At 43.5% G+C, this 26,559-nt stretch carries 20 protein-coding genes; 10 read left to right on the top strand and 10 right to left on the bottom strand.

The genetic code is table 11. The annotated features are described in order from the left end of the window. Nucleotides 1–50: 50 nt before the first annotated feature. Entirely contained in the window at nucleotides 51–233 is a 183-nt protein-coding gene (locus V7K41_RS19665) for a hypothetical protein (protein ID WP_334850829.1), read from the bottom strand. Here V7K41_RS19665 and V7K41_RS19660 point away from each other — a divergent pair. Both V7K41_RS19660 and V7K41_RS19655 read left to right on the top strand, forming a co-directional pair. Beyond that, the gene (locus V7K41_RS19660; protein ID WP_334850827.1) at nucleotides 232–999 is read left to right on the top strand and encodes a DUF1350 family protein; all 768 of its coding nucleotides are present in this window, start codon (nucleotides 232–234) and stop codon (nucleotides 997–999) included. The genes V7K41_RS19665 and V7K41_RS19660 overlap by 2 nt on opposite strands. A 366-nt stretch (nucleotides 1,000–1,365) precedes the next feature. Beyond that, nucleotides 1,366–2,502, top strand: a complete 1,137-nt coding sequence (locus tag V7K41_RS19655; protein WP_334850825.1) for a PP2C family protein-serine/threonine phosphatase — start codon at nucleotides 1,366–1,368, stop codon at nucleotides 2,500–2,502. Here the strand turns inward: V7K41_RS19655 and V7K41_RS19650 are convergent, their stop codons facing one another. From V7K41_RS19650 to V7K41_RS19635, 4 genes are all read right to left on the bottom strand, one after another. Beyond that, complete coding sequence (locus V7K41_RS19650) at nucleotides 2,503–2,829, bottom strand: STAS domain-containing protein (protein WP_334850824.1); 327 nt, start codon at nucleotides 2,827–2,829, stop codon at nucleotides 2,503–2,505. 861 nt (nucleotides 2,830–3,690) lie between these two features. Then, nucleotides 3,691–4,344, bottom strand: a complete 654-nt coding sequence (gene grpE, locus V7K41_RS19645) for a nucleotide exchange factor GrpE (protein WP_334850932.1) — start codon at nucleotides 4,342–4,344, stop codon at nucleotides 3,691–3,693. 81 nt (nucleotides 4,345–4,425) lie between these two features. Beyond that, nucleotides 4,426–4,917 (bottom strand): Dps family protein, encoded by a 492-nt coding sequence (locus V7K41_RS19640; protein ID WP_334850822.1) that lies wholly within the window; start codon nucleotides 4,915–4,917, stop codon nucleotides 4,426–4,428. A 114-nt stretch (nucleotides 4,918–5,031) separates the two neighbouring features. Beyond that, entirely contained in the window at nucleotides 5,032–5,295 is a 264-nt protein-coding gene (locus V7K41_RS19635) for a ParB N-terminal domain-containing protein (RefSeq protein ID WP_194043156.1), read from the bottom strand. A gap of 115 nt (nucleotides 5,296–5,410) precedes the next feature. On the opposite strand from V7K41_RS19635, the gene V7K41_RS19630 reads away from it, so the two are divergent. Beyond that, a complete protein-coding gene (locus V7K41_RS19630) occupies nucleotides 5,411–7,108 on the top strand; it encodes a SpoIID/LytB domain-containing protein (RefSeq protein ID WP_334850820.1) in 1,698 nt (565 codons plus the stop codon). Nucleotides 7,109–7,345: 237 nt separating this feature from the next. Here the strand turns inward: V7K41_RS19630 and V7K41_RS19625 are convergent, their stop codons facing one another. Continuing rightward, nucleotides 7,346–7,645, bottom strand: coding sequence for a ferredoxin (locus tag V7K41_RS19625; protein WP_334850819.1), 300 nt, complete (start codon nucleotides 7,643–7,645; stop codon nucleotides 7,346–7,348). 627 nt (nucleotides 7,646–8,272) lie between these two features. On the opposite strand from V7K41_RS19625, the gene V7K41_RS19620 reads away from it, so the two are divergent. From V7K41_RS19620 to V7K41_RS19610, 3 genes are all read left to right on the top strand, one after another. After that, nucleotides 8,273–9,277, top strand: coding sequence for a Gfo/Idh/MocA family protein (locus V7K41_RS19620; RefSeq protein ID WP_334850818.1), 1,005 nt, complete (start codon nucleotides 8,273–8,275; stop codon nucleotides 9,275–9,277). Nucleotides 9,278–9,287: 10 nt separating this feature from the next. Then, nucleotides 9,288–10,073, top strand: coding sequence for a type I methionyl aminopeptidase (gene map / locus V7K41_RS19615; RefSeq protein ID WP_334850816.1), 786 nt, complete (start codon nucleotides 9,288–9,290; stop codon nucleotides 10,071–10,073). Nucleotides 10,074–10,218: 145 nt separating this feature from the next. Next, nucleotides 10,219–10,854, top strand: coding sequence for a Uma2 family endonuclease (locus V7K41_RS19610; protein ID WP_334850814.1), 636 nt, complete (start codon nucleotides 10,219–10,221; stop codon nucleotides 10,852–10,854). A 20-nt stretch (nucleotides 10,855–10,874) separates the two neighbouring features. Here the strand turns inward: V7K41_RS19610 and V7K41_RS19605 are convergent, their stop codons facing one another. Beyond that, nucleotides 10,875–12,209 (bottom strand): pentapeptide repeat-containing protein, encoded by a 1,335-nt coding sequence (locus tag V7K41_RS19605; RefSeq protein ID WP_334850813.1) that lies wholly within the window; start codon nucleotides 12,207–12,209, stop codon nucleotides 10,875–10,877. A 93-nt stretch (nucleotides 12,210–12,302) separates the two neighbouring features. Here V7K41_RS19605 and V7K41_RS19600 point away from each other — a divergent pair, with 93 nt between their 5' ends. Further along, entirely contained in the window at nucleotides 12,303–13,751 is a 1,449-nt protein-coding gene (locus tag V7K41_RS19600) for an FAD-binding oxidoreductase (protein ID WP_334850811.1), read from the top strand. A gap of 123 nt (nucleotides 13,752–13,874) precedes the next feature. Here the strand turns inward: V7K41_RS19600 and chlP are convergent, their stop codons facing one another. Then, nucleotides 13,875–15,095 carry a geranylgeranyl reductase gene (gene chlP / locus V7K41_RS19595; protein WP_334850809.1) on the bottom strand — a complete coding sequence of 407 codons (1,221 nt, stop codon included), beginning with the start codon at nucleotides 15,093–15,095 and terminating at the stop codon, nucleotides 13,875–13,877. A 569-nt stretch (nucleotides 15,096–15,664) separates the two neighbouring features. On the opposite strand from chlP, the gene V7K41_RS19590 reads away from it, so the two are divergent. Further along, on the top strand, nucleotides 15,665–16,681 hold the full coding sequence (locus V7K41_RS19590; RefSeq protein WP_334850807.1) for a sulfate/molybdate ABC transporter ATP-binding protein: 1,017 nt from the start codon (nucleotides 15,665–15,667) through the stop codon (nucleotides 16,679–16,681). 353 nt (nucleotides 16,682–17,034) lie between these two features. Here V7K41_RS19590 and V7K41_RS19585 read toward each other — a convergent pair whose 3' ends face one another. After that, nucleotides 17,035–19,851, bottom strand: coding sequence for a M16 family metallopeptidase (locus V7K41_RS19585; RefSeq protein ID WP_334850805.1), 2,817 nt, complete (start codon nucleotides 19,849–19,851; stop codon nucleotides 17,035–17,037). A gap of 369 nt (nucleotides 19,852–20,220) precedes the next feature. Between V7K41_RS19585 and V7K41_RS19580 the strand changes: the two genes are divergently transcribed. Further along, on the top strand, nucleotides 20,221–20,688 hold the full coding sequence (locus V7K41_RS19580) for a hypothetical protein (RefSeq protein WP_334850803.1): 468 nt from the start codon (nucleotides 20,221–20,223) through the stop codon (nucleotides 20,686–20,688). Between the two features lie 267 nt (nucleotides 20,689–20,955). Here the strand turns inward: V7K41_RS19580 and V7K41_RS19575 are convergent, their stop codons facing one another. After that, nucleotides 20,956–21,432 carry a Uma2 family endonuclease gene (locus V7K41_RS19575; protein ID WP_334850801.1) on the bottom strand — a complete coding sequence of 159 codons (477 nt, stop codon included), beginning with the start codon at nucleotides 21,430–21,432 and terminating at the stop codon, nucleotides 20,956–20,958. Between the two features lie 276 nt (nucleotides 21,433–21,708). Between V7K41_RS19575 and V7K41_RS19570 the strand changes: the two genes are divergently transcribed. Then, the gene (locus V7K41_RS19570; RefSeq protein WP_442943233.1) at nucleotides 21,709–26,547 is read left to right on the top strand and encodes a PAS domain S-box protein; all 4,839 of its coding nucleotides are present in this window, start codon (nucleotides 21,709–21,711) and stop codon (nucleotides 26,545–26,547) included. Nucleotides 26,548–26,559: the final 12 nt, after the last annotated feature.

The following is a 26,559-nucleotide window of genomic DNA, read 5'->3' as shown; positions in this document are numbered from 1 at the left end:
TTCGTAATTAAGTTTTGTAATGGTAATTGAGAAAGCACTCCTGAATTCACTCAGAATTCAGTAAGAGTTGGAGAAAGCGTAGGTGCTGCCGATAAGTCCATAGACACTACTGGGTGAGTTGACTTCCAATCTACTAGTAGGATATTTTCAATGGCTTTTTCCATAATCCTTCCCACGGTTGCGATCTCCGGTCTAACATAAAGAATAATCGTAAAGCGATCGCTTATCCGCATGGACTGGAAAGAAATTAGAGGGAACTGGGTAATCATTCCCCAAAATCCCATAGGTATCGTTCATTTTTTAGGAGGTGCATTTGTCGCCACTGCACCGCACATCACTTATCGCTGGTTACTCGAACAACTGGCAAGTAAAGGCTATGTTGTAATTGCTACGCCTTTTGTCAATACACTGGATCATACTGCGATCGCAAAATCCGTGCTGTTAAACTTTGACCGCACCCTCGAACGATTGCATGATTCTGGGGCATTACGCAAGCTTTACTTCCCTATCTACGGCGTTGGACACAGTATGGGCTGTAAACTCCACTTGCTGATTGGTAGTCTTTTTAAAGTAGAACGTGCAGGCAATATTTTAATATCCTTCAACAACTACGCCGCGAAAGAAGCTATCCCTCTAGTAGAGCAGTTCAATTCTACTTTTGCGATCGAATTTACCCCCTCGCCGTTGGAAACTAACAAACTTGTCCAAGAAAGTTACAATATCCGGCGCAATTTATTAATAAAATTTAGTAATGACACCATCGATCAATCGGCAGCTTTAACCAAAATCTTACAAGAACGTTTTGATGAGATGGTGACAGCGCAAACGTTACCAGGAAATCATACAACACCTTTAGGTCAAGATATTAAATGGCAAACGGGAACATCTTTTACCCCCTTTGACGCTTTAGGGCAATGGTTCAAACAAGAAGCATACCGCGACTTAAACCAGTTAAAAAGCAACATTCTTTTATGGCTAAATCCTTTGGGAGCGCCATAATATTTTATGACTTTTAAACAGTCGTAAATTCGATGAGTAAATAGAAATGAGTTATAGTGCTTCTCATTTGAGTCTAATAAAGACCAAATCCTTAACTCTTTACGCCTGTTGCTACAAGGGAGTGTACTCTATCTTTTTAGGAGATAGGAGTCAAAGTCTATTGCATACATAGATGCGTAGCAGCTACTCTACGAGTTCTCCGTTTGCGCTAGCGTCTCCCCTTCTCCCAAAGGGAGAGGCTAACGCCAAGGGAAAAGCAGTACCCGCAGGGTAAGATAAGCGCTATAGCAGCATCTCTGTATTGATACATATTTTTATTTTCTATTTTGACAAAAAATTATTAATAAGTGTTTTCAATAAATTTATATGTTTCAAATACTAATAATTGATGACGATTATTCAATAAAAATACTCCTGAAAAGGATGTTGGAAAAACAAGGTTATGAAGTAGTTACTGCCAGTAGCGGCGAGGAAGGAATAGAAAAGGCACTAGCTTATCGTCCAGCACTAATTATTTGTGATTGGATCATGCCGGGGTTGAATGGTCTGGAAGTTTGTCACCACATTAAGGCAGACCCCAAATTTTCTACCACATTTTTTATTTTATTAACATCCTTAGATTCCGTTGCCGATTGCGTCAAAGGTCTAGATGCTGGTGCTGATGATTTTATCTCTAAACCTATTGAGCATAATGAATTACAAGCACGGGTAAGAGCAGGATTACGCCTGCATCAGTTGAGTAGAGATTTGCAGGCTCAAAAGTTGCTTCTAGAATCAGAAATGTCAGAAGCAGCAGAATATGTGCGATCGCTGCTACCTCTTTCTATGACTGAACCCTTCAATATAAATTTCCGATTCATTCCCTCACGACAACTTGGCGGTGACTGTTTTGATTACTATTGGCTCGATAATGACTATCTGGCAATTTACTTACTCGATACTGCCGGACATGGACTCAAAGCTACTCTTCCCTCTGTTTCAGTGCTGAATCTGCTGCGTTCTCGTGCGCTCAAAAGTCTTGATTACTATCAACCTAGTGATGTATTAAAGGCTTTAAATGATACTTTTCAGATGAACTATCAAAATGATAAATACTTTACGATTTGGTATGGAGTTTACAACCGAATCAACCGCCAGTTAATTTATGCTAGTGCAGGTCATCCACCAGCAGTTTTAGTAACTGGTATATCTCCAAGAAAGTCTGAAGTTAAACTATTGAAAACCCCTGGTATGCCAGTTGGTATGTTTCCAGAGGCAAAATATGTTGATGGGTTTTGCAATATCGAAAAATTCAGTACCCTTTATATTTTTAGTGATGGCGCTTATGAAATAACTAAATCAGACGGCACACTTTGGAGTTTAGATGCTTTTATTCAGCTACTAGTTAGCTTACAAGATCCTGTTGATAGCCAACTCGATCGCGTACTCAGTTATTTAATAGCTCTCAACTCCAAAGATGCTTTTGATGATGATTTATCTATTTTGCAAATGAAATTTGATTAATTATGTATTAGAGACTAAAACCTGATTAAATGCATCTTGACTTGGAAAGATTTCAAATACTTTATCCATATTAGTCAGTTCAAATAATATCCTGACTTGCTCATTAATTGAGCAGAGAACAAGCTTAGTATCCGCAGATCGCAAAGTTTTAAAAGCTAATACTAAAGCTCCCAAACCTGAACTATCCATAAACGTTACATCTTTAAAATCAACTAATACAATTTTCGCACCACTTTCTAGAATCTCAGTGATTTTTTGCCGAAAGTCTTGTGAAGTTGTGGCGTTCAAATTACCACTGAGCTTAATAACTTTTACTTGTTCTATCATAATTATGATACTCTGACTTGTGTAAATAATGTTCTGATTTCGCTATTATAGAGCATTTAAAAATGCTTGTAAAATAAAATTTAAGATTAAATATTCAGTAATCATTGATAATTTATCGGGATAGATAAATATTAATTATAAAAAATTGAATCTATTTTTTTGTAATTTTAAAAAATCATTAGCTTAATTAAGTATAGTTTTTTTACTAAAAATAGACCAATTATAAATCAACCAGCTAAGTAAGTCGGCTAAATAATAAACAACTGGTATATTTAGTTTTGTAAAAATGTTAAAATGACCAATTTATAAGCCGTTCGTTGATTTGATTTTTTATCATGTATGTTGATTTTTTAACGCCGACTTACTTGCATCTTATGGATTTAGACTTACTTACATACAAGCTGAAGTTACTGCTTTTCAGATTATTTACCAAAGATTTTTGCAAAACTGAAATTCTCCAATAAATCTCATGATAATAGCTGTCATTAAGCAATTCAAAATTTAACCAGTCGCAGCGCTCGCGTAACTAAACCGATTCTAGCAGCAACGTTCTTCTCCCTAAGTACTTACGATCGTAACTAGGATCTACGTTTATTTATGTCCAATTACTTACATAATTGAAATAATTTACCTCTGGACTACCGCTCTAGAGCCAAAAATTTAGGTTTCAACAGCACCAAGCAAGCTAGAACCGACACCAAGGCTTTAAAAGAAGTTTTCTCAAGGCGATCGCCTCTGCTATTTTAGTATTCCCAATATCTGTCATTTCTCGACAGACAATACAAAAAGTAAAGAGTTATGAATTTATTACTCCTAACTCCTGTAGAGACGCGATTAATCGCGTCTGTACTCCTCATTCCCTCAAACAGGACTCACTTTGGCTCTGTAAAGCAGCTTTTCACCTTGAAGGTAGCCAGTGTAGCGTACTTTGACTGTTTCTCCAGGTTGTGCAGTTCCCTCCAGCAATTGGTGCAGTTGGGGATCGTAAGGTAATTCTGCTCCTACAGGTGCGATTGCTTCCACTCCCCACGCCTGTAAAAGCTTTTCCAGGGGTTTCTGCACCAACGGTACTATTTTGACTGCTGCTAGCTGGGGATTCTCTTGCGCTTTCTGTGCTGCTGTGGGCCATTGCAATAATAAAGACTCCAGCAGTTGCAAACTCGACTGCTGGAGTTCTTGTAGTAATATCTCTCGCTGCTGTTCTAATTGAAGTTGCGATCGCTGATACTCTTTTCTTAAATCTGTAATTTCTTGTAACAATTCCTGATTCGGCGCTGCTTTCTCTTGTAGTAACTCTACGTTTGAAAAAGTTGCGATTAATTCCTTTAATGAAATCTGTAGCACTGGCGACAGCTTGAGCAGCACATCTACCCGCATCTGCTCTAGCTTTCCTTGGCGTAAGCGCAAAAGTTGACGCTCTGAGACACCAGCAGCGCGACTTAGTGCTTTAAAACTAGAAATACCCACCTGTTGCATTAAATCTTGCAACTTCTGGGTGAAATTAATATTAGGCATTGGGTATTGGGCATGGGGCATTGGGAATTGGGCATTGGTGATTAAGTTTTTCTCTATCCCCTATTCCCTATCCCCTATTCCCTATTCTTCCAGTAAACTTCTCAACATCCAAGCTGTCTTTTCGTGTACTTGCATCCGCTGAGTCAATAAATCAGCCGTAGGTTCGTCGTTAACTTCCTCTATCACCGGGAAAATAGATCGTGCAGTTCTGACTACCGCTTCTTGTCCTTCCACAAGTTCGCGAATCATCTCCACAGCTTTAGGAACTCCAGGAGTTTCTGGAATCGAACTCAGTTTGCCGTATTCGCTGTAGGTTCCTGGTGCGGGATAGCCAAGTGCTCTAATTCTCTCGGCTATTAGATCAACTGCTAAGGCTAATTCTGTATACTGGGTCTCAAACATCAAATGCAATGTTTGAAACATCGGCCCCGTTACATTCCAATGGAAGTTATGAGTTTTCAGATACAGTGTATAAGTGTCAGCCAACAGGTGAGATAAACCATCGGCAATTTTAGCCCTACTCGCCTCGTTAATGCCGATATTTACATTTTTGACTGTTACTTTCGATGACATAATTTTCTCCTAATTAGGTTATATGTAATGGGGGACTGGGAATTGGGGATTGGGCATTAATTATTCTCCTTGTCCCCTTGTCCCTTTGTCCCCTTATCTCCCCACTCCCATTTTCTATGCCAAGTGCATCTTCAAAACGCTACGGGGTGCTTTACGGACTCTGGCTAAAACGGTTTCTTTGCCTAAGCGCTGGCAAGCTTCATACCGATGGCAACCAGAAAAACCATAATATTGTCCATCTACTTCTAGGACATCAATAGGTTCTTGCTGCCCAATTTCCGCAATCGATTCCATTAAGGCTTGTACTTTATTTGGATCGTTTGTACGGGGCAATGGCCGTTTTATCTGATTTAATGGAATTTCTTGGACTCTAACCATAAAGAGTTTATCCAACTAGTTCTGTTTTTTGTCTCTATATAAATCATAGTCATTATGACTTCGTTTTGCAACTAGCATTTAGGGCAAAATTGGTAATGGTATCATTGGAGCATTCATGCGACAAAAAAACCGCACTACAAAGCAATTGGAAAATCAGCTCCAACGACGCATTCAGGGGCAGAAGACGCTTGAGTATTCGCTATCGCTTCCTTATCAGGTAGCCATGAAATTTTCGTTTTGGCGTTTTCCCCACATTGTGCTTACAACATTTTGTCTATTGGGACTGACTGCTGCATCAGGACCTGAGAGCAACATCCAGGATATAGAACTGAAAATTGGGATTGTGCAGCGATTTGGCGCCGAAGCCACAGCCAAGCTGCAACTGGAACCCATAAAAGGCGATCGCTTAAAGCTAAAATTTCAAGCGGGCAATAAGCAGCAAATCCTGTTTACTAAGAATCCTGTAAAGCTGGAAACAGTCATGCAAGCTTTACCCCAGTCAGCAATCGAAGAAGTAGTAGTTTTGGGCACATACCGCACTTTTGAAACTGCGGAAGACAGTGCTAAGAAATGGCGTTCTCAAGGAATGGAAGTGGAAATAGCCCAGCCAGAACGCTGGCAGGTTTGGGCAAAACGAGATGTTTACAGCACTCCTTTACTGCGACGCTTGCTATTGCAGAACATCCAAGCATCTACTCAAGAGAAAGTATATCTTGATACTAAAATTTTGAAACAAGTGCCGCGAGTGAGCTGGGTGGTGAATGGTAATCGCTATAGCCCGAATGATTTGGAAATTAGCACTGATAAAAATTTGATTCGGGTAAATAAAAGCGAAAAACAAGAGTTTGCTCGTCTTTATGCCGGTCGAATGAATTTGCAGCCAAATTCTTATGGCACATACACTCTAGTTAATCAAGTACCGTTAGAAACTTATTTGCGTGGGGTTGTGCCTTACGAAATAGGAACAGATGCACCAACAGCAGCGCTAGAGGCTCAAGCAATTCTCGCCCGGACTTATGCCTTGAGAAATTTACGTAGGTTTGCCGCAGATAACTATCAGTTGTGTGCTGATACTCATTGCCAAGTTTATTATGGGTTGAAGGGAGCAGCTGCCAAAACAGACCAAGCGATCGCTTCAACTAGGGGTAAAGTACTAACTTATAAAAATGAACTCGTAGACGCCCTGTATTCTTCTACCACTGGTGGCGTCACCGCTTCCTTTAGCGATGTCTGGAATGGCGACGATCGTCCCTATCTGCGCCCTGTATTGGATGCTCCGACTAATTTTTGGGACTTGTCTAAGCAGAGTTTAGCAGATGAAAAAAACTTCCAAAAATTTATTAATACGCAACAAGGATTTAATGAAAGCAAGTGGGATATGTTTCGTTGGCATAAGGAAACCCCTTTAAAGGATATTATCAAGGACTTGCAGAAATTTTTACAGGTGAAAAACAGTCCTTATGCCAAATTTAAGACAATTCAGGCTATGGCAGTAGTGAAGCGAAGCCAGAGTGGACGTATCCTTGAACTTGCAGTCAAAACCGATCGCAGCACCTTTATTTTGCACAAAGACGAAGTTCGCAGTGCTTTTGCCGCCCCGATAAGTACGCTTTTTTACATAGAACCACTGAACAAAGGCAAACCGGAACTCTGGGGATACGCTTTTATTGGTGGTGGATTAGGACATGGAGTCGGCTTGAGTCAAACTGGCGCTCAAAATTTAGCAAAACTAGGTTGGTCAAGTCCAAAAATTCTCCAATTTTACTATCCTGGTACTCAGATTCAAATTCTCAAAAAAGAGACTAAGCTTTAAGCTAATTGGCATTCAAGTTGCATCTTGAGCTAGGAGTCGGGAGTTAAGAAAAGGCAAAAAAATAAGCAGGAACACAACATTTACTGTGTTTCTGCTCAAGACAAAACTAGACTTTTTTTCAAAGTCGCTTTCACAGGTACGCACGGCATTACAAGGGTATAAATTCTAGATGCCCTGCTTCCATTTTGTCAAAATTAGTAACTCTTGCAAGAGGTTTATGGTTGAGTCGCTTAACTCTTAGTAAAGTTCTTCTTCTTTGTGAGTTTCGATTGTTACGTCAGAGGTTGGGTAAGCAACACAAGTCAGTACATATCCTTTTTCTATTTGTTCATCATCTAAGAATGACTGGTCACTCTGATCGACAGTACCCTTGGTGATTTTACCTGCACAGGTCGAGCAAGCACCAGCGCGGCAAGAGTAGGGCAAGTCAAGACCAGCTTCTTCGGCAGCATCTAGAATATAGACATCATCATCAACGTCAAGTGTTTGGTTCAGACCTTCGGCTTCGTTGACTAGTGTCACTTTATAAGTTGGCATTGAGTAATCCTCTCTTTTGCAAACGGCAGTATAAGTTATCTTAAGGCAAAGGTCACGGCTGTTCTGTAGAATTAGCCGTTGGTTTAAATTTGCTTCAATTCTGATACTACGAGAAAAACTAAACGATGTACCTGGAAATTGAACCCGATTAGTAATGAAATTTAGTTACTTAATCCCGATAAGTTTTCTTTATATTATTTTCGACTCAACTCAGGTTGTGATTAGAAAAAATTATATGATCGAAAAGTAAACATGAGTAAGGTTAATGTTCCCTGTATTTTGTAAAACTTACGTAGAAAAGGTTCGTAGGGCTGTTTCATTTTCTAATCTGATTAAATACGCCCGTTAGAAATGAAAGAAACATAACAGTACAGTAGAAATGTAACTTTTATTTTGTCAATTTTTGCTCATTATATTCACAAATTTCTGACGTTATCGACTAAAAGGGGACTTTCTTTTGAAGTCTTCCTTTTTGAGTTAAACGTAATTATATAGCTTCAACTAAAGTCTGATTTATCCTTGAGGGGGTAAGAGGAATGGTGTAGAGTCTAGACTGGTGAACTCCTATGAAGAGAGAATCTCACCACTAGAAGCGTAGGAAGATCAAAAACAGAACAAATAAGGATCGTGTATAATTCAGAAGCAGCTTTGGAAAAAGCAAGAGTGCGTGTAGGTTTGGTAGGTACTGGGTATGTGGCAAAGTTTCGGGCTGAGGCATTGCTCCATGATGAGCGATCGCACATAGTCGCAGTTGTTGGTCATACAAGAGAAAAAACCGAAACCTTTGCCAGAGAGTACCAAATTGAAGTCTTGAGTACTTGGCAAGAGCTAGTAGAGCGTGAAGATATAGACCTAGTAGCGATCTCCACTATTAATCGAGATCATGGTGCGATCGCTCGTGCAGCCCTTAACAATGGCAAACACGTAATTATAGAGTATCCCCTTTCGTTGGATGTAGTCGAAGCAGAGGAACTGATTGCTTTAGCCAAAGCACAAAAAAAACTCTTGCACGTGGAACATCTAGAACTTTTGGGTGGTTTGCATCAAGCCTTGAAGCAAAACTTAGCCAAAGTTGGTGAAGTGTTTTATGTTCGCTACAGCACCATCAATCCCCAAAATCCCGCACCTCGTAAATGGACTTATAACCACGAGTTGTTCGGCTTTCCCTTAATTGGTGCCCTGTCTCGCATACATCGCCTCATCAATTTATTTGGTACAGTATTTACTGTTAACTGTCACCAGCGATATTGGGAAATAGAACCGGAATACTACCAAACCTGCTTGTGTACTAGTCAACTCTGCTTTGACAGTGGACTTTTAGCCCAAGTAGTATACGGCAAAGGCGAAAGTATTTGGCAATCAGAACGCAAGTTTGAAGTTCACGGTGAAAAAGGTGGTTTAATTTTTGATGGCGACACCGGAATATTTGTCCAGCCGGGGGAAACAACATCTATAGAGGTTGGCCCTCGCCGGGGTTTGTTCGCCAAAGACACGAGTATGGTGTTAGACCATCTTTTTGATGGGACTCCTTTGTACGTTACCCCGGAGGAGAGCTTGTATACCCTCAAGGTTGCTGATGCTGCACAAAGAGCTGCACAGACAGGGCTAACTATGTTTATGAAAGATATCTAGATAAAAGTTAATGAAAACCGAACTAATTGTTATTTTATCCCAACGAGAATTAGACAAAATGCGTCAAGCTGGGCGTTTGGCAGCTAAACTCCTTCAGCATCTAGAACCGTTTGTAAAGCCAGGGGTTAGCACTCTCGAACTAAATGATGAAGCCGAACGTTGGACGCAAGCTCATGGAGCAAAAAGCGCACCCCTTGGTTATAAGGGTTATCCTAAATCGATTTGCACTAGTGTCAATGAGGTAATTTGTCACGGCATTCCTAACGCCAAGCAAATTCTCAAAGATGGTGACATTATTAATATTGATGTAACGCCGATTGTTGAAGGTTATCACGGCGATACATCCAAGACATTCTTTGTTGGTACACCTTCTCCAAAAACGAGAAAGCTGGTAGAGGTGACAGAAGAGTGTTTGCGCCTGGGGATTGCTGAAGTTAAACCTGGGGGACGGATTGGCGATATTGGTGCAGCTATTCAAGAGTATGCTGAAGGACAAGGCTTTTCTGTCGTGCGAGATTTTGTTGGACACGGCATCAGTAATATTTTCCACACTGCGCCGGATGTTCCCCACTATGGCACACGGGGTAAGGGCAAACGCCTCAGACCAGGGATGGTTTTTACCATTGAGCCAATGATTAATGAAGGCACTTACGAAGTCGAGGTTCTGGGCGATAAGTGGACTGCGGTAACGCGCGATCGCCAGCTTTCTGCTCAATGCGAGCATACCTTAGCTGTAACGGAAGATGGTGTTGAAATTCTCACTCTACCTGAAGGCGAGAATTACTGGGCTGTATGACAACATTATGATGAAAAATTCCTTTCATTTGGAAGGAACTAAAGCCACTAGCTCCAATTCCTGAAAGACTTATATTTCCTTCGCTTAAGGATGTCGTAAAATCTCTTGTTTTTTTCTCAGCGCTCTCTGTTATAGAGGTAGGATTATGACCCAAGCGTTACCCAAATTACTCCCTTTCAATGAATTTATTGAGTGGTATCCCAACGATGGAAAACGCTATGAATTGCACAAAGGAGTAATTATTGAAATGCCGCCTCCGACCGGTTCGCATGAAAAAGTTGTAGGATTTATAGCCCATAAGCTAACTGTCGAGTTTGATCGCCTGAATCTTCCCTACACTATACCCAAAACCGCATTGGTCAAAACTCCTTCTGCCGAATCTGCTTATTCGCCTGATGTGTTGCTGCTAAATCTTGATAATCTCGACAATGAACCGCTTTTTCAAAAACAGTCAACAGTAAGCCAAGCAGCATCGGTTCCAATAGTTATTGAAGTTGTTTCAACTAACTGGCGAGATGATTACTACAATAAATTTGGAGATTATGCTCGCGTAGCGTCTCGAAGAGAAGAAATGGGCATTCCCGAATATTGGATTGCTGATTATGCTGCATTGGGTGCAAGAAAGTTTATCGGCAATCCCAAACAACCCACTATTTTTGTATGCGAATTAGTTGATGGTGAATATCAAATGACAGCGTTTCAAGGTAACACCACGATTTCATCACCTACTTTTCCCCAATTAAATTTAACTGCACAACAGATTTTTAATGCGGCTAACTAATTTTTTATCTAGTTTTATAACTATCTTCCCAATTTATTAGGAATGCCTTCACAACCACCAGGAATAGTACCTCTAGTTTTTTCGCCACCCCAAGTGCAACAGTAGTTACGTGTAGACTCAGACATCCGTTGCACATTGCTGAAATCGGCATTTTCTACCACAGCGCCAGTTTGTTCGCCGATTTGATAATCTGGTGGTTCAGTGCGACTGCGGGGTGATGCTTTATCTACTACACCGTAGAATAGGCGAATCCCGTTGATGTCGGCACCATTGAGATTAGCACCATATAAAATTGTGCGGGAGAGGTTGGCTTTTACTAAATCACAACCGCTCAAATTGGCACGGACAAGATTAGCTTCGCTGAGGTCAGTCCAACGCAAATCAGTACCAGAAAGGTCTGCTGCGGCTAGCATTACACCTAAATCGATGACGCGCACACCTTCGAGACGGTCTTCTGCATATCCGCCAGTACCGTCGAGAATGGCTCGACCTAATAAGCGATCGCGTTTTAGGGGTGACAGCAACTTTGAACGTGACAAAAAACGGAGAATTTTCGCTTTCCCACTACCATCGACACTACTTAAAATTGCCGCAGTGCGTCCTTCAGCGATCGCTCTTTCTTGGGGCCAATCTTCTAATAATCCTTCTTCATCTAATACTAAGTCGGAAACGCCTTGGAAGTAGGAATCAATCGTTTGTTGCTGGGTGATAATATTTTGCTGAACTGTCAGCATATTCTGCTGAATTGTCAAGTCTTTAGAAATGACATATTGTCGCCATGCTACGTAAACAGCGATGATCGCAATCAGAATTTGCCCCAAAGCGCCAAACCATTCTGCTAGGCTACCAGCAGTTTCCCAGTTAATCTGGCGTCCTAAAAGCAGTAAGCGATCGCCTACACCTGTGAATCTGATCGTGCCGATGATAGCTACTATTAGTCCCAAAAAGGCAACAAACAGGGTGCGTTCTTGGGGTGAAAACCACTCGTCTAAAACTTCTTGTAACCAAGGCAATAATATCGCGAGGGATAATAGCAAAGCCATCAGCGTTCCGATAATGCCAACGATCCAGTTATTAAGGATAATTCCAATGAAGGTGATGGCGATCGCTATTAGAGTAATCAGCAATGCCCTTGGCTTAACTGTGAATTGCTTGGTAATGGGTTCCTTGAAGTCAGAACGGGCTTGTTGTAAAGCAGTTGTATGTTGCGGAGATTTTAAAGATGCGATCGCCGCTAGTACTTCTGAAGTTAAGTTTTTCTCAGTTGAACTACCGTCAAAGTCATCCGGTTGCAAGTCGTTTTCGGGAACTGGTTTTGGGGTTGGTAGATTAGAGGAATCGGGTTCAATCGTCATGTTTTCTATTTTGCCCCTTCAATCCAGGTTATGCAGCGTTCCTACCGGAGTAAATCGTTAAAAAACAGGCTGAAGATTATCCTGCTTGTCCTTGTGGCAGTTACCGCTATTGCCCTGACAGTCATTGCCAGACCTGTTGCTCACCTAACTTTAACAGCTTGGAGCGATCGCGACGATCGTCAACCTCTGCCTCCTGGTACGGTTGATGATGCCAGTCACCTGAATCAGACACAGGTGACAATTAAGCAGGTTAAGAGTCAGCCTGGAGTTACTGAGGTGATATTACAGTCTGTACTTAGAGATGCCTTACGTCAAGGTAAGAAAGTAGCGATCGCAGGTTCACGCCATACTATGGGTGGTCACACGCTGTATGCTAAAGGCATCTCACTGGGGATGCTTAACTTCAACCGGATGCAATTCAATCCGGCAACTAAAATTCTGACGGTACAATCAGGAGCTAAATGGTCTGATCTTATTCCTTACCTAAATGAACGTGGCTATTCTGTCGCCGTCATGCAGTCCAACAACGATTTTTCTGTCGGCGGCACGATGAGTGCCAATGCTCATGGCTGGCAACATAATAATCCTCCCTTTGCTAGCACGGTTGAAGGTTTCCGGTTAATGCTGGCAAGTGGCAAGATTGTAAACTGTTCCAGACAGGAAAACCCAGAGTTATTTTCTCTGGTTTTAGGTGGTTACGGACTATTCGGGATCGTTCTTGACGTGGATTTGAGAGTAGTACCTAATGAGACGTATATAGCTGAACGGTTCGTGATTAAGAGCGAGAACTATATTGATACCTATCGGCAACGGGTAGATGGTGCAGCCAATATTGGTATGGCATACGGTAGACTTTCTGTTGCACCGGAAAGCTTTTTACAAGAAGCTATTCTCACCACTTACCGCAAAATTCCCCAAGCAACTCAGGCTATTATCGCTTTAGAAAAACAGCCAGATTCTGGATTAACTCGGACGGTTTTCCGTGGCAGCATTGGCAGTGACTATGGTAAAAACTTGCGCTGGCAATTAGAAAAAATCGTTGGGGGAGAAGCCGGAAACCGGGTTTTGAGAAACCAGATTCTTAACCGTCCCTCCACCTTATTTGAAAATCGTCACCAGGCAGAGACTGATATCCTGCATGAGTACTTTATTCCTCCTAAATCTCTGGAAGCGTTTTTAGAGAAGTGTCGCGTCATTATTCCCCAGAACGAAGGGGATTTGCTCAATGTCACGGTACGAAATGTTCACCAAGATAACGACAGTTTTCTCAGATATGCCGATCGGGAAGTTTTTGGATTGGTGATGCTGTTTCATCAGCAACGCACTCCAGAGGGGGAGGCAAAAATGCAGCTAATGACCCAAAAACTGATTGAGGCAGCCCTAGCAGTCGGTGGTAAATACTATCTTCCCTATCGTCTTCATGCCACACCGGAACAATTTCATAGAGCTTATCCACAAGCTACTAAATTTTTCGCCCTCAAGCGCAAGTATGACCCAGACGTGATTTTCCAGAATTATTTTTACCTGAAATACGGTAGTTAAAGGGGTGTATTGATATATATTGTGGAGTGGGCGTCTCACCCGCTTTGATTAATAAGCGTGCAAGATGTCCACCCCACAAAATTGGTGATTTATTTGTTGCAAGTCCCAGTCCTTTGCACTCAATTAAGGTGCAAGAGCATTACCGCGAATTAGACTACCAATCGTTTTGGCAGTAATTTTCAATTGGGTGATGGGATTAGCTGGGACAACCGTTTTATACAGATAGCTATCGAATGTTAGCCGTTGTACATCAAGGTCATCGCACATTTCCACAAAAGCTTCGCGGGTGGCGTCAGAACGGTAGAATACGGTTTGCAGAATGTCCAGCACCTTGTAAGTGAGTCCGTATCTCTTATCCCAACGCTTCAGGTAAACCTTGAGGTCGCCTTCTGTAGGAATACGGCTACCACTATTAGATGCTTCTACAATGGTTTCGGCACACATCCGCCCAGATTTAGCGGCAAAATAAATACCTTCACCAGAGGACTTGGTAACGTAACCAGCAGCATCTCCCACCAAAGCGATGCGACCAACAACACGACGGGGACGGGGATGTTCAGGAATAGGGTGGGCTTCGACTTTGATGATTTTACCGCCTGCTAGCTTCTCAGAAGCACGAGCGCGGATACCCGCTTGTAACTGTTTGATGCTGGCTTTATTGATCTGCATTGTACCAGTACCAACTGCTACGTGGTCATATTTGGGGAAAACCCAAGCGTAGAAATCGGTAGAAACGTCATCACCGACATACATTTCGGCGAGGTCGTTGTAGTAGGCCATTTTGTCTTCGGGTAAGCGAATTCGCTCTTGGAAAGCGATCGCATAATTGTAATCCCCAGCGTCCATTTCTTTGGCAACGCGAGAATTAGCCCCATCCGCCCCAATAATTAAATCCACCTTCAGAGTTTTGGCAATACCCTGTGATATCCCATCTGTGTGGTCAATGTAATGAATGGTATAAGGATCGGTATTGTTTCCTGGTATATCAAGTTTATGAACAGTGGCATTAATTAAATTTGCGCCGACTTTTGCCGCGCGATCGCGCAAAAAGCCATCTAGCACTTCCCGGCGGCACATTCCTATATATTCATCTTCATTTATCAGATTGATATCAACCTCGCGATTGGAAGGCGAAATCATTTTCATCTTCCGTACCCGGCGATCGATAATCTCTGGTGGTAAGTCAAATTCACTCACCATACATAGAGGAATTGCACCCCCACAGGGCTTTGCATTGTCTAGCTTCCGCTCAAACAGGTAGGTTTCAATCCCAGAGGCTGCCAGTGTTTCTGCGGCAGATGAACCAGCAGGGCCTGACCCAATAACAGCAACCCGTAGTGTCAAAGGTCTTTCTCCCAATCTTCACATTTACCGAGAGCATACTACCACGGTCTTTTGGGTGATTTGGCGCTTTTCCTCCAGGTTTCTGCACAAATGCAATATTCCTTAATGTTTCGATACGAATGGGGAGTGGAGAATGGAAAATTTACAGGTATAATTTTTGTCAGCCAACCCAATTACTACCCTTAGTATTAATCGTTGTAAGGTTGTGGATCGAGAATCTCTATATCACCAGGTGATACTTCCCTCAGCCCACCAGTTGGAAATAAGTCTTCTGGATATAGACTCCTGATGCGGTACGTTCTTCACTTTTGTATCTAACCTCTTGCCATTTTCCCTGCTTAAGAATAAGCCGCGATCTTTGGATGATTCTTGGCAATTCTTCCAGAAACAGATTAGAGAACTTCTTCAACCCCAAGGTTCCTCACACTTTGCTCCTGATTGTAGCTTCCTCGAGTGCGGCAGTTGCGGTAGCTAAATCTTGTTCATCCATAAATAACAATGTATGGTATATGTAAGACACAGTAATCCTACCAAGGATCTGTAGATTTAGTTGCAGAGGTACAGCAGCAGTGGGTATAGTAGTTGAGAACGTCTCCAAACAATTCGGGAGTTTCAAGGCAGTCGATCGGGTCAGCCTGGAAATTAAGAGTGGTTCGCTAGTTGCGTTGCTAGGGCCATCGGGATCGGGTAAATCTACGCTATTACGGTTAATTTCAGGTTTAGAGATGCCAGATAGCGGTAAAATCCTGCTTACCGGTAAAGACGCTACATACCAAAGTGTGCAACAACGAAATATTGGCTTTGTGTTTCAACACTATGCCTTATTCAAGCATCTGACTGTCAAACAAAATATTGCCTTTGGCTTAGAAATTCGTAAGGCACAGCCAAAGAAGATTAAAGGGCGGGTAGAACAGTTACTCGAATTGGTGCAATTGAGTGGATTAGGCGATCGCTATCCATCACAACTTTCTGGTGGTCAAAGACAACGGGTAGCTTTAGCAAGGGCATTGGCAGTAGAACCGGAAGTTTTATTGCTAGATGAACCCTTCGGTGCACTCGATGCTAAAGTCCGCAAAGATTTACGAGCATGGTTACGCCGCCTCCATGATGAAGTTCATGTTACCACAGTTTTCGTCACCCACGACCAAGAGGAAGCAATGGAAGTCTCCGATGAGGTTGTAGTGATGAATAAAGGACGTGTGGAACAGGTGGGGACACCAGCCGAAATTTACGATAATCCCGCCACGGCATTTGTAATGAGCTTCATCGGCCCAGTGAATGTTTTACCCAGCACCTCGAAGATTTTTCAAAGCAGCGGGTTTGATGCGCCACACCCACAAGTGTTTTTGCGTCCGCAAGATGTGATTTTAGAAAAGATCGCTAACGGTACCACTACACCTGCAACAGTAAGCCGATTGATACATTTGGGTTGGGAAATTCAGGTAGAATTAACTTTCGATGATGGACAAGTATTGACAGCGCATTTAACACGCGATCGCTTTAATGACTTAGAGTTAGAACCTCTACAGCGAGTGTATGTAAAGCCAAAAGATGCAAAGTCTTTCCCAGTGTCTTATTCAATTTAGACTTTATAGGACTTACGCAAAACTATCCCAAAATCATTGGTGAACAATGAAAACCCCAACTTCTTTAATAAGTTGGGGTTTTCATGCTTGCGTATAAGTAAGTCGGTGCAATAAAACCAAACTGTGTGAAGAAAAGTAAATAAGGCTCAAACTCCTTCTCCCCCTACTCCCTGCCCCCTGCCTTATCCCAACAATAATTATTTACGCCGACCTACTTATCTGAGGTAAGGGACTTCCAAATAAAAAAATATTCCAAAACTGACGCAAAAATCCTCTTAATCTCTCCTCTCTCTGTGTTCTCTGCGTCTCTGTGGTTCGTTTTTTGGGATAATTTATTTCTTGGAAATCCCTAATTAGTTGCCTTTGGTTACAGCATCTCCAGGGCCGGCGGTGACAATCACCAGATTTTCTGGCTTAATTAAATCTTCAATTGCTTGTTGCATATCAGTCATAGTAACTGCTTGAATCCGTTGAGGAAACTCTCGGATTTCTGACCGTGAAAGCCCCAAGACAGCATTATCCAAAATGATACTTGATACACTACTAGGATTAGCTAAATCCACAGGGTAGCTATTGGTAATTGAGCGTTTTGCTGTGTTAAATTCAGCCTCAGTTACTCCTTGCTCGCGCAACTGTTTTAGTAAAGCGAGAGTACTGGCGATCGCTTTTTGAGCATCAAGAGGAGCAGTTTGCATTTGAATCAAGAAGGGCCCCGGATTGATCCCGGCGGCAAAACCACTATATATACCATAAGTTAGACCTTGGCGATCGCGTACTTCCGTACCGAGGCGGCTGGCTAAGGTATCACCACCCAAAATTTGATTTAGCACTAGTGCCGCATAATAACGTGGATCTTTTCGAGAGATGCCGTTGTAGCCAATGTAAGTAACAGCCTCAGCTTTACCGGGAATTACTTTGTTTAGTTGTGTCAAAGTTTGCGGAAATGGTACGGTTTGGATTTTGAGAACAGGTGGCTTACCTGTGGCTTGCCATTTACCAAACACCTCATTTAGCAAAGCTTTTACCTTAACTCGATCGAAGTCTCCAACCATTGCGATCGTCGTGGTATCCGGTCGGTAGTGTGTCTGGTAGAAACCAAGCAAATCATCACGAGTAATGGTCTTTAAACTCTCGGCTGTGGGAAAGCTGTGGAACGGATGATTTTCAGGGTAAATTGCCTGCTGGAATACTTGTCGTCCCAGTCCTCTAGGGTCATCTAGCTGGACTTTTAGGCTTGTCAGTGCCCTTTGGCGACTCAGTTCTAACTGATCGGCTGGGAAAGTGGCGTTTTCTAACACATCTGCCAGAGTTTGAATCAATATTGGCAGATTTGCTGAAAGTCCCTCACCACTAACGTTAGTTCCCTCACGGCTAGCACTGAAGCTCAAACCGGCTCCCAGGTCTTCTAAGGTTTTTGCTAGGGTCAGAGCATTTTTAGTCTGCGTCCCATTCATTAAGTTATTTGCAGTTAGATTCGCTAATCCAGCTTTTTGATTGCCGTCAAATTCAGTACCAGCGTCAATTTGTCCACTCAGGTTAATGGTGGGAAGGTTGCGATCGCTCAACAGCAGAACCTTCAAACCATTCTTTAAGGTAAACTCTTCTGGTAGTGATTGTTTATTAGAATCTGTATCTGATGTAGCAGGTGGCAGATATTTTGCCAGTTCTGCTGGATCTACAGGCTTACCAGGGCTGAAATTTTCTACCGTGCGTCCAGAACCAGCGTTAGAACTCCCTGGTTTACCATCTGGTTGAGTCGGCTCAAAGAAGCCGATGGTTTGTTGAGCCGGATTGAGGTAAGTTTTTGCTGCTTGCTGCACTTGAGCAGGAGTGACTTTAGCGATCGCAGCCAGATACTTTTCAATAAAATGATAATCCCCGGCGATCGTTTGGTTATATCCCAGTTGATTAGCCTGACTAGTGATATCTTGGTTCCCCAAAATATAAGAAGCTTGCAGTTGCGTCTTTGCCCGGTTCAATTCTTCTGAGGTAACAGGCTGCTGTTGCAATTTTGCTAAAGATTCCTGGAGTACCTGGGCAATTTTCCCCAATTCTTGACCGGGAGCCGCTGTAGCATTAATTTCATACCAACCCGGTTCGATGAGTTCGGCAGCACCGCCACTGACTGAACTAGCGAGTCCAGATTCCACCAAAGCCTGATAAAGCCGAGAACTACGTCCACCTGTGAGAATGGCATCCATCAAATCAATTGCCGGAACATCAGGATGTTTGATATCTGGCAGAGGATACACCGTTTGCAATAGTGCTGCACTTCCAGGTTGCTTGAGGACTATCGGCGCTTTTTTAGCAACAGGGGTAGATGGGGAAGCGTCGGCAATGGAAGAAGATGCCGAGGAATTATCAATTGCTCTGCTGGCATTATGGAGTACCGGATTCTTTTTTTCTCGTTGCGATAACTTCCCAAAAGTTTCTTGGACAACTTTGAGTGCAGGTTTTGTGGCAAAATCCCCGGTAATCACCAATGTGGCATTTTCTGGGCTGTAATAGGTTTGGTAATAATTCCGTACTTGCTCAACCGTGAATTTCTCTACATCGGCTTTTGTGCCTCCCACAGATAAGCCATAGGCTCGATTGGGGAAAGCAGCTCGCATCACTGCCCGACTCAGACGATAGCCTGGGGAATTTTCGTACCCTTGTAACTCGGAAATTACCACCCGCTTTTCACTGGTAAGTTGTTCAGTCCCAACTAAGGAGTTTTCCATGCGATCGGCTTCCAGTGTCAGCAGTGCTTCCAATTTGTCTCGCTGCACTGTGCCAAAGTAAGCTGTTTCGTCATAACTAGTAAAAGCATTGAACTGGCTACCCAAGGCACTAAACAACCGTCCAAACTGTACTGGACGGTCATTTGTGCCTTTGAACATCAAATGTTCTAGCTGGTGAGAAATACCATTCTCTCCCTTAACCTCGTTGCGCGAACCAACTTTATACCAAACTTGCACACTCACCACTGGAGCAGTATGAACTTCTTTGGTTAGCACCGTTAAACCATTGTCTAATACCGTTTTTTGCACTCCTTGTGTGAATGAGAGAGCAGAGACAGGTGTGACTGCTGTTGGTGTTGCAGCATTCGTGAAATTACCTGACAAAGGCACAAGAGTCAAAAGAAGGCTGAGGAAAAATCCTAGAAGCATGTATGAGCGCCGTTTCATAAGCAATACAAAATTTCCAATTTTAAAATAAAACCCCAAAGGGTATTTCAAAATCTAAATCTAACTCAAGTTGCTAGTCCACTGTGGCGGAAGTTTGTCTACCTTTAACAAGTTGCTCAAGCAATTTGTTTAGTTAATTGAAATGGTAGCTAGATTTACGCCATTACATATACTGAGTTTAATAAAGTTTGCAGATAAAAATTTTACCGAATTTTGAAAATCATTGTAAGTATATTAACAACTTTTACAATGTGTTCCATTTGACACTATTTTCGAGATATCATTTTTTAAAATTGATTTGAGACATATTGTTATTGTCATCCAATTTAAATAAGTATCTTTCTCAAATTACCAATAACTTTTTGAAATATGCAAACAAAAAACTTAATTGGCTCGTTAACATTAGGTATGCTGTTAACAACAATACCTGTATTATCAGCTAAAGCCTCAGAAGCAGTACCAAACTTATACCAGTTCCAAGGGAAGAATGTCAGCATTACTTACTCAACGACAAGCTTTACTGGCAAGCCCCTTTTTACCTATAAAGATAAGCAACAGACATTAAATTTTACAGGTACTGAGCAGATCCGTAGTGTAGAAACAGAAATTGGTACACTAGTAACTGTAACTCTCCGTAAGACAGTAGATACTGGCAATACTGTATTTACCTTGATCTTACCCCGTATAAACCTTGGAAAAAGCAACTCAGCGCCAGTTGAAACTAAGGGAATCACAACAACAAACCTCTTTTCTGTAATTCCTAAATTCAACCAGGGGCAAAGACAAACTTATACGACAATCCATTTGACTGGTACAGCCCAAGCTGTCGCGTTTTAACTATACAAGCAAGGATAAAGATATTAAACTTTTTGCTTAGAAAGAGCAAAGCATTAAGGGTAAAAGTAAATAATTGTTTACCTTCACCCTTTACCAAGGTTAATATCGTGTCATTTATGAAATAGATAATAATTTAAATCAAGTAACGATGATTTTAATTCAGCATCGAAGTAGAGTTTAGGAATAATTTTAATATATATTTTAAAAATAGGTAATTTAGGCGATGCCTACGGCGGTAAACTACGCTCTCTCCCCTCTTTTCTATAATTAACGTTTAATTTGTTTAGGAAACTTAGGATCTAACAAAGATTGTCCTAATTCACCTTGCTGATTATAGAATTTAATTTGACCTTGTTCATTACATAACCATACTTCAATAGCTTGAGCTTCTAAATATAAATTTCTTTTAAATTCCATTTCTTCTAAAGTATTACCAGTTGATTTGACTTGTACACAAATTTCTGGTGCAATAGACGCTGATACTTCATCTTCAATTTGAGAAAATCGTTCTTCTGAACACCAGACAACATCAGCAACTTTCACACCGTCTGATGTGTTAATAGCGCATTCTGGCATTACTTCTCCTGTATTTAATAAAGATTCCAATAAACGTTGGATTCTTCCTTGATAAAAAGAATGTTTAATTTTGACTGGACTCATGACGATTTGACCCCATTTATTTAATTCAATTTTGAAGGGTAAATCTTGTAATTGTTTGTGTTCGCAAACTTCTTCCCATCTCATAGTTAATATTTGCCTAGAGTGATTGATTGAATTTTAACTCATCTATCAATATTAAGACTCACCCTCTGATTGCAGATAAAAGAGTGGAACCAAACCCAGTCGTACTATTTATGGGCAGAATACAATAAATGGTATCAATATCTGGTTACACTCATTGCTATGGAATACGAAGCCTTAACAATCTGTTTTCCGCCTGACTTGCTTGCAAAAGCCAGGAAATTCAAGGAAGGCAGCGAATCATTTAATGATTTAATAGTTGAGGCTTTAGAACGGGAGATGCGACACCGCCAAGGATGGGCTGCTCATCGCAAGGCAAGGGCTGAAAACCTCTTTGTTGGTGGTGGCGAGATCGGTGCATTGTTGAGATCGCACGATTGGTCGCAAACGCCGCTAGGGTCCGTCGAAACCTGGTCGGACAGCCTAAAAACGGCTGTGCAGATCCTGTTGACAGAACTAGATCGAGTCCAGCAGCTAGAATCCGATCTGCTGTCGGTTAGCACATTAACAGATACCTTGCCTCAAGTTACCGAAGCCGATGCGTTTCGAGTCAAGCTCACCAATGCGCTACGCCTGCTGACTGATGCTAATGAGATTCAGGCGATCGCTGCCCTTGTTCTGGGTGAGTCTCTAGGCGCAAGCCGCGTTATTTACATTGAAGTGTTACCGAGCGGCAAAGAGGTTATCGTTCACAAGAACTACACGAACGGCGTTGCCGAACTGAGCGGGCTGTACCATCTGGAAGACTTCGGACGCAACCTGACAGATGACCATCGAGCTGGGCAAACGGCGATCGTTCCTGATGTGGCAAACTACCCTAAATACACAGCCAGCGATCGGGCAAGATATCGATCAATCGATATTGCCGCGCATATTGATGTGCCGATGATCAAGAACGATCAATTTGTCGCGTTGCTGGCGGTGCATCAGGCAAACCCTCGCCAGTGGACGGAAGATGAGGTGAAACGAGTCGAGGAAACAGCAGAGCAGACGTGGGCAGCCGTCGAGCGTGCCCGTGCTGAAGCAGCATTACGCGAGAGCCGCACCCAACTAGAAGGACAACAGCGGAAGTTCGATGCGCTCGTCGCTGCAATTCCCGATTTTATTTACACCTTTGATTTAACGGGACGGTTCACGTATGTCAACCCGGCGTTGCTCAATCTTTGGCAGAAAACTTCGGATGAAGCTTTGGGAAAGAACTTTTTTGAGCTGGATTATCCAACCGATTTAGCAACCAGACTTCAGCAACAGATTCAACAGGCGATCGCCACGCGCCAGCCGCTCAAGGATGAATCGCCCTACACCAGCGCAATCGGCACACGCACCTATGAATACATTTTTGTGCCACTTTTCGGCATAAACGGCGCAGTAGATGCAGTGGCAGGCGTGACGCGAGACATCACCGATGTCTACGACGAGCTTCGCTTACGTAAACAGGTAGAGCAAGCCTTGCGCCAAAGCGAGGAGCAAAGCCGGAATATTCTAGAGAGTATTACAGACGCATTCTTTGCTCTGGATGAGAACTGGATGTTTACCTATGTGAATCAAGCTGCCGAAATGCTGCTCGATCGTGTGGCAGGGGATTTAATTGGCAAGACTTTATGGGAAGAATATCCAGGATTGATTGGCAATGAGTTGGAGCAGATTCACTGGAGCGCCATGCGCGATCGTGTAGCTGCGTCAATGACTGCGTTTTACCCGGATCGCGATCGCTGGTACGAAGTTCGCACCTACCCCACCCTAAACGGTATCACCGTTTATTTCAAGAATGTTACCGAACAGATTCAAACTGCCGCAACCCTGCGTCAATCCGAAGAACGCTACCGGACGCTGTTTGAGTCGATCGACGAAGGTTTCTGCATTATTGAAGTGCTATTTGACGAAAATGATACGCCAATCGACTACCGCTTCTTAGAAATCAATCCTATCTTTGAGCAACAAACAGGACTTCGACAAGCAGTCGGGAAAACAGCGCGTCAGTTAGTTCCAGATTTAGAAGACCATTGGATTCAGATTTACGGTCAAGTTGCTCTAACGGGTGAACCTGCTCGCTTTGAAAATGGCTCTGTTGCAATGAACCGATGGTTCGATGTCTATGCCTGTCGCATGGGTGAAGCCCAAGCGCGAAAAGTTGCCATTGTCTTCAAAGATATTAGCGATCGCAAACTCTCAGAAGAAATTTCGCGGCAAACCGCCGAATTTAATGCTTTCCGCCTCTCTCTCACCGACGCGCTCCGCCCACTTGCCGACCCAGTAGAGATTCAGGCTACGGCCAGCCGTGTGCTTGGCGAATATCTTGGCGCGAACCGTGTAGCGTACTTCGAGGTTCGCGGCGCTGATTACGTCGTTGAGTGTGATTATGTTAACAAAGCCGCAGCACTCGTTGGCAACTACCCAATTGATTCGTTTGGCCCCAAGCTACTCGCAGCCTACCGCACTGGTTGCACCGTGTCCGCGTCCGATGTGGAAGCCGATCCCAACCTGTCCCCAGATCAGCGATCGGCTTACGCCGCGATTGAGATCGGTGCCTACATCGGTATACCCCTGGTCAAGAGGGGCGAATTTGTAGCTGGGCTGGCAGTTCACACATCCGAATCGCGAGATTGGACACCAAACGAGGTGTCCTTGGCGGAAGAAGTAGCCGAGCGCACTTGGGCGGCAGTCGAACGCGCCCGCGCCGAAGCAGCCTTGCGCGAATCGGAGGAGAAATACCGCACGCTGTTCGATTCGATTGACGAAGGTTTTTGTCTGGTCGAAGTTTTATTCGACGATGCCGGCAAGGCAGTTGACTACCGCTTTCTTGAAACCAATCCGGCCTTCTTGAATATCACCGCGCTCGAAAACGCAATTGGCAAAACCATCCGCGAGTTGGTGCCAGACATTGAGCCGCACTGGGCGGAAACTCTCGGAAAAGTCGTCAAAACAATACAGCCCGAAAGGTGGGTCAACAATTCCGAAGCAATGGGGTTTTGGTTCGATTTGTACGCTTTTCCGGTGGACGAGCCGGAAGAGCATAAAGTCGCCATTATTTTCAGCAACATCACCCAGCGCAAACAAGCCGAACGACAAGTGGAGTTTTTGACCGAGTTAAGCCGAAGACTCGGCACGGTGACGGATGCAGTGGAAATCAACCGCATCGTCACGCGCGAAGTCGGAACGTTTTTGAACGGGCATCGCTGCTATTATCTCGATGTCACGCCGGACGGCAGCCAGGTAACGGTTCTACCCGATTGGCGGCTCGACGGATCGGATCTTGCTGGAACTTATGACCTTTCCCTTTTCGGCGCGAAGGAATGGTGGGAAACGGCGGCACGTTTACCGTTCGGGATTGATGACGTGAACGTGCATCCGTGGACAAAGGATTTCGCCGACAATTACACGCTGATCAATCTGCAATCTTACGTCATCGCACCGTTTGTCCGTGAAGGGCGTTGGGTAGCTTCGATCGGAGTCAGTTCCAACAAGCCGCGCCATTGGACGGCGGATGAGATGTTGTTGCTGGAAAACGTTGCAGCGCGTGTCGCTCCGCTGATCGAACGCGCCCGCACCGAAGCCGCCTTGCGCGACAGTGAAAACCGCTTCCGCATGGCGATCGAATCTGCCCACTTAGGCACCTGGGACTGGAATCTCATCACCAATCAATTGATTTGGGATCAGGGTTGCAAAGCCATGTTTGGCTTACCACCAGAAGCTGAGAGCAGTATTGAGGTTTTTTTTGCCGGACTGCACCCCGACGATCGCGAACGAATAGAACAGGTGCTGCAATGGACTTTGAATCCAAAAAGCAACGGCAAGTATGACGTAGAATATCGCACAATCGGGATTCAGGATAAGGTTGAACGGTGGATTGCGGCCAGAGGACAGGCTTACTTTGATGCTGCCGACAATCCACAACGCTTTGTCGGCACTGTACTCAATATCACTGAGCAAAAACGCATTGAGGCAGAACGAGAACAACTCCTTGCCCGCGAACAAGCCGCAAGAGAAACAGCCGATCGCGCCAACCGAATCAAAGATGAGTTTTTGGCGGTGCTGTCCCATGAATTGCGATCGCCTCTCAACCCGATCTTGGGTTGGACGCAATTACTACAAAACGGCAAACTGAGCGAAGCTCGTAGAGCTGAAGCCTTGAAAATTATCGAGCGCAATGCCAATTTACAGACGCAACTAATCGAAGACTTGCTCGACATCTCGCGCATCATGCAGGGCAAACTCAGCTTAACAGCGGCTCCGGTCAGTTTGACCTTTGTGATTTCTGCCGCCGTGGAAACGGTGCGTTTGGCAGCAGAAGCAAAAAATATTGCGATTACTCTCGATCTTGACTCTGAGATCGCTCTGCTTTTTGGCGATGCAGCTCGTTTGCAACAAGTAGTGTGGAATTTGCTTACCAATGCAGTTAAGTTTACACCCAACAGCAAACAAGTGACCGTTGAACTGCGGCAACTCGACGGGCTAGCTCAGATTCGGGTAATCGATACTGGCAAGGGCATCAATCAACAGTTTTTGCCCTATGTATTTGAGTATTTTCGTCAAGAAGACGGCTCAACCACACGCAAATTTGGCGGGTTGGGATTGGGGTTAGCGATCGTGCGGCAAATTGTAGAAATGCACGGGGGCACGGTGACAGCAGAAAGTCAGGGTGAGAATCAAGGCGCAACTTTCATCATCCAATTGCCCCTCATGCAGCAGGCAACATCGATCCTATCCGAGCCAATCCACATACAGACAGAAGCAGAAGTGCCTTTAGACGGCGTTCAAATTTTGCTGGTGGATGATGAGCCAGATACCCGCGAGTTTCAGGCATTTGTGCTGTCAGAAAGCGGGGCAAATGTGACAGCCGTCGCTTCTGCCTTAGAAGCTTTGCAAGCTCTAGAGCGGTTCACTCCTGACGTGTTAGTGAGTGACATAGGTATGCCTGAGATGGACGGCTATATGCTGATGCAGCAAATTCGATCTCGCCCACCGAATCAAGGAGGAAACATTCGGGCGATCGCACTAACCGCTTATGCCGCAGAAATTGACCAACAAAGAGCACTTCAGGTAGGATTTCAAACTCACATTACAAAACCTGTAGAGCCAGAGAAGTTAGTCAGGGCGATAGTTAGTTTAGTCTCGTAGGGTAGGCAATGC

Origin of the sequence: Nostoc sp., assembly GCF_036917415.1 — a bacterium.
Lineage (GTDB): Bacteria > Cyanobacteriota > Cyanobacteriia > Cyanobacteriales > Nostocaceae > Nostoc.
Note: the sequence above shows the minus strand (reverse complement) of the source record. Positions and strands in the feature narration are given on the sequence as shown.